Annotated in this window: 6 protein-coding genes and 1 pseudogene; 3 read left to right on the plus strand and 4 right to left on the minus strand. The window is 37.0% G+C overall.

Annotated elements, in window-relative coordinates; translation table 11 throughout:
* The 4 genes and pseudogenes from CW752_RS10670 to CW752_RS10685 all read right to left on the minus strand — a co-directional run.
* Positions 1-242 (minus strand): annotated as a pseudogene (locus CW752_RS10670) (succinate dehydrogenase); the annotation flags it as partial.
* Between the two features lie 16 nt (positions 243-258).
* Positions 259-1,689 (minus strand): anion permease, encoded by a 1,431-nt coding sequence (locus CW752_RS10675; RefSeq protein ID WP_101239701.1) that lies wholly within the window; start codon positions 1,687-1,689, stop codon positions 259-261.
* Between the two features lie 20 nt (positions 1,690-1,709).
* Entirely contained in the window at positions 1,710-2,879 is a 1,170-nt protein-coding gene (locus tag CW752_RS10680; protein WP_101239702.1) for a porin, read from the minus strand.
* Between the two features lie 253 nt (positions 2,880-3,132).
* Complete coding sequence (locus tag CW752_RS10685) at positions 3,133-4,182, minus strand: linear amide C-N hydrolase (protein ID WP_101239703.1); 1,050 nt, start codon at positions 4,180-4,182, stop codon at positions 3,133-3,135.
* A 368-nt stretch (positions 4,183-4,550) separates the two neighbouring features.
* Here CW752_RS10685 and CW752_RS10690 point away from each other — a divergent pair, with 368 nt between their 5' ends.
* The 3 genes from CW752_RS10690 (at position 4,551) to CW752_RS10700 (ending at position 8,367) form a co-directional block, all read left to right on the plus strand.
* The gene (locus tag CW752_RS10690) at positions 4,551-6,749 is read left to right on the plus strand and encodes an ATP-binding protein (protein ID WP_101239704.1); all 2,199 of its coding nucleotides are present in this window, start codon (positions 4,551-4,553) and stop codon (positions 6,747-6,749) included.
* Positions 6,750-6,769: 20 nt separating this feature from the next.
* Positions 6,770-7,321, plus strand: a complete 552-nt coding sequence (locus tag CW752_RS10695) for a biliverdin-producing heme oxygenase (protein ID WP_101239705.1) — start codon at positions 6,770-6,772, stop codon at positions 7,319-7,321.
* A 119-nt stretch (positions 7,322-7,440) separates the two neighbouring features.
* Entirely contained in the window at positions 7,441-8,367 is a 927-nt protein-coding gene (locus CW752_RS10700; RefSeq protein WP_101239706.1) for a malate dehydrogenase, read from the plus strand.
* The last annotated feature ends 157 nt before the right edge of the window (positions 8,368-8,524 follow it).

Consider the following 8,524-nt stretch of genomic DNA (forward strand, 5'->3'; position numbering starts at 1 on the left):
TTTTTTAAAGTAATCATCAGTCCATCTACAGCATGCAGAATAATACTGGCGTATAAAACATAGGATACTATTTTGATAATAATATTCCCGGATAGGAAATGAGAATAAGCGTTGAACTGCAAATGTGCCTGCTCTTGCGGAAGAAACAACTGGAGGTTTCCCAGAAAATGAATCAGCAGGAAGAATCCAAGAAAGAGTCCCGTGAGACACATCAGCATTTTTCTTGACAATGTTGATAACATAGAGTTGATTTAATAATTAATAATATCCTAAAACTTTCATCCACAATCCTCCGACAACCATGTAGATAATTAATAACACAATTCCGATTTCAAGTCCTCTGAGCCACCAAACTTTAAGATCGACGTACCCACTTCCGAAGAATACCGGCGCGGGACCGTGCCCATAATGGGTAAGTACCCCATAAATTGAACCCATGAAACCCAGCATCATTGCCAATAGCATAGGAGGAATTCCTAAAGAAACCCCTACACCTAATAAGGCTGCATACATGGCTGCTACGTGGGCTGTCGCACTTGCAAAAATATAGTGACTGAAGAAATAAACTATAATAATAACCGGAAAGGCTACCTGCCAGCTCAGACCTCCGATTTGTACTTTGATAAGATCACTGAACCAGCCAATAAAGCCTAATTCATTTAAAGAACTTGCCATCATTACAAGGACAGCAAACCATACGATAGTATCCCATGCTCCTTTTTCACCTTTTACATCCTCCCAAGTTAATACGGAAGTAAGTAACAATAAAGTCAGTCCGATGAATGCCGTAGTGGTAGCATCAATAGAAAGTGCTCCGCCAAATATCCAAAGGGCTAATAGGATAAAAAATGCCAATAGCATCAACCATTCATTTCTGGAAATAGGACCCATTTCTTTTAACTTCTGAGCAGCCATTTTGGGAGCATCACCTGTTTTTTTCAATTCAGGGGGATAAAGTTTGTATAGCACTAAAGGAACCACAAAGAATGCTACGACTCCGGGAATGAAACCGGCAGCTGCCCAAGACATCCAGGTAATATTGATTCCGAGGTTGGCCGCAAATTTCTGACACATGGGATTACTAGCGGTTCCTGTCAGGAACATAGATGAAGCAATCAGGTTCATATAATAACTATTCAAGGTTAAAAAAGACCCTAGCTTTCTATGCGTTTCCGGTTTTTCAGGAACGGAATCAAAACTTATCGCCATAGATTTCATGATAGGATAGATAATCCCTCCACCTCTGGCGGTGTTACTGGGAATAGCAGGAGCCAGACAAACATCTGCCAGCCCTAATCCATAAGCCAGTCCCAATGAACTTTTACCGAAAATTCTAATGAATAAGAAAGCAATACGATTTCCAAGCCCTGTTTTAATAAACCCTCTGGCGATAAAGAATGAGATCCCGATCAGCCAGATTACTTTATCTCCAAAACCTGAAAGGGCTTTTGTAATTGATTTTCCGGCATCTCCCGGAGCAACAACCTGTGTGAGTGCAGTGAAAGCAATGGCCATCATACACATAGTTCCCATAGGGGCAGCTTTTAAAATAATTCCTAGAATCGTTGCGGCAAAGATGGCAAACAGATGCCAGGCATCCTGAGTAACACCTTCGGGTACAGGAATAAACCATATAATCAACGCAACGACAAATGTGATCGCAACATTTTTGATATTAATTTCTTTCATGATAATAACTATTTAATTTGTTAAAATCTACTCTGTACCTGAATAATGAATAGATTGTTGTTGTATTGATTGGTATTTTCTACCTGATATTTGTATCGGTCAAACTGTACTCCCAATTGAATTCTGGCACCGTAATTTTTAAGGAATTCCAATCCGAACATTGGAGTAATGGTTTGTCTTGGATTAGATGCCATTCTGAAGTTGGTATCGAGGTATTCATATCGGCATGACAATTCGAAGGCACTAAGGTTTTTGTGATTGATCTCATATCTTAAATTCGGTAGAAAATATACACCTCGGATTAAGTACTGATCCGGATTGTCAGGTCGTAACTCCGGAGCAATGGAATTGTACAGAACGTGGTTGGTCGCTTGTTTGGCCTCCAGCTGCATATCAAGGCTCCATTTTGGATCAAAGTGAATCAGAGAGCTAAGGTCTACTCCCAAAGCATATACTTTTTTACTGAAAACTTCTCCGATCCCTCCGTTCAGACCAACATTGAAATTGTATTTTTTAGACAAGCCGAAAACTAAGCGGGTAGAATATTGTTTCCCGTTGTCATTATCATTGATTTGATTTTTCCCATTTCCATTGACCACAGAAACAGCATATTGGAAAGGAACTTCTCCAAGCTGAAGCTGTCCTGTTGCAGACATCCCGATCTGGAAACTTGTCCAGCCCAGTTTCCCGAACTCTGTGTATTGATTGGACCAGTCTAAAGATTTAATAATGTCGATAGGATAGGTTTCTTCGATACCGAACCAAGGTCTGAATTGTCCTACAGTTAGTGCTAGTTTAGGGCTAAAGGTGTATTTTAAATACGCATTTTCAAGAACTCTGCTTTTGGGATCATTTTTAAAATCTGCAAGGTTGGCTAATACCACTACTTCCGTACGTTTGCTGATTTGTGCCCGTACCTGGACCCTCATGTATTTAAGCATAAAATTATTGTCAGTTCCGGAACCATCGGAATGATGTAGTCCGTTGACATCCACATCTTTGCTCATACCTACCAGATAACGTGCCTGGAAAAGACCTTTAATCTGAAGTTGAGGATATTTTACGTTGTCTTCTTCTTGTGGTTGGTGTGATTGGGTTTGAAGAGAATCCTGTATCTGTGCATTAGCTGATAGCCAGCAGAAAAGAATGCAGAGCAGCAGGCTTTTCTTTTTGAATGAAAAAAAGGCCATATCTATTTGTTTGTTTTTTTACTATTGTTGTTTTGCAAAAGCTTTACGAGACACCTGTTTTTTTTAACCACCCCGTCAAAAATTCTTTGAATTTTCGCCACCTCTCCATGGGAGGGGAATGATCATGTATTGAATGGCGGTGATCTGAAGGATTTTTGGTTTTCCAAAAACTGACTTGTGTTGATACGTTCAGCCGGGCACTTAAAATAGCTTAAGTGATTTTTAGTCTTTTCTAAACTTTTGCAGTTGATATTTAGTTTAATCCTAAGAACTTAAACGGTGTCGATTCTTTAAAATCTGTATTAGATTTCCCGTTATATGTATGGTTGTTGCTTAAATCCAGTTTCATTACTTTTCCTTTTGGGCTTAAATCAAAATCTTTAAGATCTACCCAGAAAGTATTCGGTGTAAAAACGGTTTCAAAATAGTATACCAGGTTTTTCTGATCTGACACAGAGCGCCATCTTGTAGAAGAAATATTGGGTTCCGCTGCTGAGGTAATTCCGTAAGGGACAGAACAATTTCTGATAACACTGAATACGCTGGCTACAGCGGTGCGGGTATCAGCTGTTTGTGGGATTGCATTGACGTAGTAAGAAGCTCTTACAAAGCGGTCTGCTGCACGATTGGTTCCGGGAAGCATAACTGTCCCGGGTATACCTTTCCAGTAATTATTGAGAGCGAGTTGTTCTTCAAAGACAGGAGAGTTGGTCATTACAGTGTAAGAAGGATCATGATGAATAACTAATTTACCATTGATATATTCAAATACAGCATTATCTCCTGAAGCATCAGAAATAGAAAGATGGACGGTTGTAAATCTTTCTGTTCCGGGGATATAATCGCTTACGACAACGAAAGGTTCTTTTCTTGAAAATTCTACTGCTTCTTTTACGGTTGCAAAATTATCAAGGTAGTATTGTGCCCATAGAGAGACTGCGAGCCCTTTTTTACCTCCTTTAGGATCGTATTTCGGATATTGGGATTCACCAAGCCATAGCATATTGGCCACCAGACCTTTTTCGTTCATTCCGTCTGCTGAAGCAATGTCCCAGGAAGAGCTGATGAGGCTTCCGTATTTAGAAGTCCATTTTACAGATTTTGGTCCTGTTTGTCCGTTACGGTCTATTCCTTTCGGGAATACCCAAAGATTGGCCGGGATTTCATCGCGCCAGTCCATAGAGCGGGCTGTGAGAACTGTGTTTTGTGGACCTTTGTAAACTACTCGTGTACATGCTTCTGATGGATTCCATAATCCTACTGAGAGAATTAAAGAAAATAAAATTAATGGGAACTTTTTCATAATAGTATTATTTGAATTTAAATTTTATATTGAAATTATTGTGAATAATTCAATGAATTCTTTTCATATTCATTATTTGGTGATATAAATTTAGCAAAATTTGTTTAAATAACGTAATAATTTTAGGTGATAATATGTAATTTATGTTATGAATCATGGTTAAAAGAGAAAAGCTTTCGTTTTTGGATTTTTTTTCGTATATTTTAGAAATATCGCATTAAAAAGAGTTAAAAAAGAAGAAGTCTCTAATCGCTTTTTCTCTTTGTTTCAGTAGGATAATAGAGAATATAGACCTAAAAATTAAAATACCACAAAATAGAAAACTGTTCAAAAAAACGCTATCTTTGATTGATATACTGAAGAGATATATGAATTTTGTAGAATGCCATGAAGAACCCATCCATATTCCAGGTTATGTACAAAGTTTTGGTTATTTGATTGGCATTGATGCGGAATCCCGTACCATTACTTTTTTCAGCAGGAATATTTCGGATATATTTAAAATCGATGATACAGATGCTTTATTCGACAGAGAGCTTACGTATTTTCCGGAAAGTTTTCAAAATATTATCGATTCAGATATTTATACTTCGTTAGATCGTTTTACCAGAAGAGAGAATGAAACCTATTTCGATAAAATCTTCATTGATGAAAAAGAATATCATTTTTCTGTTTTTAAAAGCGGAAAATATATCTTTTTAGAATTTGAAGAGATTCTGATGAATCCTGATAAAAAGATTTCCAACAAATATGATAACTTTTATATCATTGATAGTGATATGGAGATTTGGAATCATCTATTGGAAACGCTCTTAAAAGTTGTGAATTACGACCGGATGATGGTGTATAAATTTATGATGGACGGTTCCGGAAAAGTAATTGCAGAAAGAAAAAATGAAGAGATGGAAAGTTTTCTCGGTCTTCATTACCCTGAGTCGGATATTCCGAAGCAGGCACGAGAACTTTATCTTAAAAAAAGAAAAAGAATTTTCAGCAATGTACATGCGGATGTGGTTCCGATTTTAAGCAAAACGAATGAAAATATTGATTTGAGCTTTTCTGCATCTCGTGGAATGTCTCCTGTTCATAGACAATATCTTAAGAACTCAGGGGTTTCTTCCAGCTTCAGTATTTCCATTATCATGGATAATCATCTTTGGGGTTTGGTGACTTGTCAAAATGTAACTCCTAAACATATCGATCTTGAAGATAGAGTGCAGGCGGGGATATTCACAGCACTGGCCGCAAATGCATATTCATCTTTTAAATCCAAAAGTGAGCTGAATTATCGTTTAGAATTGAATGAAAAATTATCTCAGCTCAAAACGGAATTTCTAAAACATCATCATTTATTTGATTCTTTAACCGATAATAAAACTGAAATCAAGAATCTTCCGGAAGCAGACGGCCTTGCTATTGTTTCAGATGAAAACATTGTGACTGAAGGAACAGTACCCTCAGTAGCAATGATTAATGAAATTGCGCAATGGGGACTGGAAAATACAAAAGATCGGATCTATGTGAGCCGAAGTTTCCTTAAAGAGCATGGAGCCGAATTAAACTTATCAGGAGATGCCGCAGGAGTGATTATCTACTTTATTGAAAGGGATAAAAATGAAATGCTGATCTGGTTCAGAAAAGAGTTTGACGAGCATATTAATTGGGCAGGTAACCCTGAGAAAAAGATTGAAACTTTTTCTCAAAATGGAGAAGATAAACAAATGGTTTCGCCAAGAACATCGTTCCGTATTTTTACAGAAAACATTAAGGGGCATTCTAAGAGATGGAACTCCAGAAATGTGAGTGCAGTGCAGGCCATCCGGGATTTAATTCTGGAAACATCTCATAAGAACTATAATGTGATCAAAAGGCTTAATGATGAGCTTAAAAAAGTGAATGAAGAGCTTGATAGTTTTTCTTATACCATTTCTCATGATTTGGGAACACCTTTGACTGTTATGAAACTGAATGCACAAATGCTTTTGAATAATCTAACGAACGGTTCCGAAAAGAGTAAAGACAAGATTAATGCTATCATTGAAGAAATAGACAATATGGCGGAAATGATGCAGGATGTTTTACAACTAAGCCGGGCAAAACATAGTGACATAGAATTGGAAAGTCTGAAAACGGGGAATACTATCCGAAAGATTTCTGAGAATGCCAAAATTACCCATGGAAATCCGAAAAGCGAAATTGTGATTAAGGAATGCCCGGATGTATTGGCCGATAAAACTATGCTTCATCAAGTATTTTTGAATATCATCAATAACGCCGTTAAATATTCTTCCCACAAAGACCAACCGAAAGTTGAAATTGAAGGTACAGAAGATGGACAAACCATTATTTACAGAATTTCGGATAACGGAATTGGAATTCCTGAGACAGAAAAACATAAAATGTTTAAAATTTTTAACAGAATGGATAATGCGAAGAAGTTTAAAGGAAATGGAGTAGGGCTTTCGATTGTTCATCGAATCATGAAAAGAATTGGCGGAAATGTAGATTATGAGAGTAATAAAGACGGAACTTCTTTTATTTTAACGTTCAAAAAGCCTTACATTTGAGAAACTTTTAAAACGTTATTATGGTATCAGAATATCTTAAACAAAATACGGCAGACTACCACGATGCAGCAGAAAAACTTTTTAATTCTGAAAAGATTTTTAATAAAACTTTCACGCTTGAAGATTATAAAAAGATCATCCATACCAACTATCTGATGCTCCTTCATAGTGAAGATCAAATATTCAGCAATCTTTCTGATAAGTATGCTGAAAAACTCCAGCTTGCAGAAAGAAAGAAACTTCCTCTTATTGAAAAAGATCTTAAAAGCCTTTCTCTGGAAAGCCTTTCAGCCTCCCATGATCTTAAATTTGACAATGAACATGAAGCTTTGGGAGCCATGTATGTGATTGAAGGTTCTACTTTAGGAGGAAATGTGATTGCCAAACAGCTTTCTAAAACGGAAGGTTTTGATGAGGTAACTTTTAACTTCTTCGGATGCTACCAGGAAAATACAGGACCAATGTGGAAGAATTTTAAGGAAGTTCTGGACACTGAAGTTGCTGAAGAAAAGTATAACGAAGTGCTTTCCGGAGCCAAAAAGCTGTATACATTTTTACTGAATGTCAACTAATTCCTATTAATGCTAATAAAATTTCTGAAAAATTGCGCACTTTTTCAGGATTTATTAAATTTGGGAAGTTTCAAATTTAAATAGTAACTAAACAAATAAATAATTAAAAAAGTAACAATATGAAAGTAACTGTAGTAGGTGCAGGCGCTGTAGGAGCAAGCTGTGCGGAATACATCGCAATGAAGAACTTCTGCTCAGAAGTAGTTTTGGTAGACATTAAAGAAGGGTTTGCTGAAGGTAAAGCAATGGATTTGATGCAAACAGCGTCACTTAACGGATTCGATACAAAAATTACCGGAACAACAGGAGATTATAGCAAAACTGCAGGTTCTCATGTCGCTGTGATCACTTCAGGAATTCCAAGAAAACCGGGAATGACAAGAGAAGAGCTAATTGGAATTAATGCCGGTATCGTAAAAGATGTTACTGCAAATTTGGTAAAACATTCTCCGGAGGTAATCATCATTGTGGTTTCTAACCCAATGGATACAATGGCTTATTTGGTTCACAAAACTTCAGGCCTTCCTAAGCACAAAATCATCGGAATGGGTGGTGCATTAGACTCTGCAAGATTCAAATACAGATTGGCTGAAGCATTAGAAAGCCCTATTTCTGATGTTGACGGTATGGTAATCGCTGCTCACAGTGATACAGGTATGCTTCCATTATTGAGCAAAGCTACAAGAAACGGAGTTCCTGTAACTGAATTCTTAAGTGATGAGCAACAAAAATATGTCATCGAAGAAACTAAAGTAGGAGGTGCTACCCTTACTAAATTACTAGGAACATCTGCTTGGTATGCACCAGGTGCAGCGGTTTCTGTAATGGTTCAGGCAATTGCTTGCGACCAAAAGAAAATGATCCCTTGTTCATTAATGCTTGAAGGTGAATACGGTCAAAATGATATCTGCTTAGGGGTTCCTGCTATCATCGGAGCAAACGGAGTAGAATCAATTGTAAATGTAACACTGACTGCAGAAGAGCAATTGAAATTCGCTGAAGCTGCCAATGCAGTAAGAGAAGTGAATGGAGATCTTAAATTTTAATTAAATAGATTTTATATATGAGAACCGCGCCCTTTGGGCGCGGTTCTTTGCTTTATTGAGGATATTCATTAATCTATTAATATTAAAGATTTTAAATCAGAATTAGAAAAAGAATATAACAAACAAAGCTCTGATAACAATAAAATCAGAAGATATC

This window comes from Chryseobacterium sp. PMSZPI (assembly GCF_002835665.1).
Taxonomy (GTDB): Bacteria; Bacteroidota; Bacteroidia; order Flavobacteriales; family Weeksellaceae; genus Chryseobacterium.

Excerpts from the sequence above, each read along its gene's own strand:
- CW752_RS10675 (WP_101239701.1), bottom strand. The coding sequence starts at position 1,689 with ATGAAAGAAATTAATATCAAAAATGTTGCGATCACATTTGTCGTTGCG.
- CW752_RS10680 (WP_101239702.1), bottom strand. The coding sequence starts at position 2,879 with ATGGCCTTTTTTTCATTCAAAAAGAAAAGCCTGCTGCTCTGCATTCTT.
- CW752_RS10685 (WP_101239703.1), bottom strand. The coding sequence starts at position 4,182 with ATGAAAAAGTTCCCATTAATTTTATTTTCTTTAATTCTCTCAGTAGGA.
- CW752_RS10690 (WP_101239704.1), top strand. The coding sequence starts at position 4,551 with ATGAATTTTGTAGAATGCCATGAAGAACCCATCCATATTCCAGGTTAT.
- CW752_RS10695 (WP_101239705.1), top strand. The coding sequence starts at position 6,770 with ATGGTATCAGAATATCTTAAACAAAATACGGCAGACTACCACGATGCA.
- CW752_RS10700 (WP_101239706.1), top strand. The coding sequence starts at position 7,441 with ATGAAAGTAACTGTAGTAGGTGCAGGCGCTGTAGGAGCAAGCTGTGCG.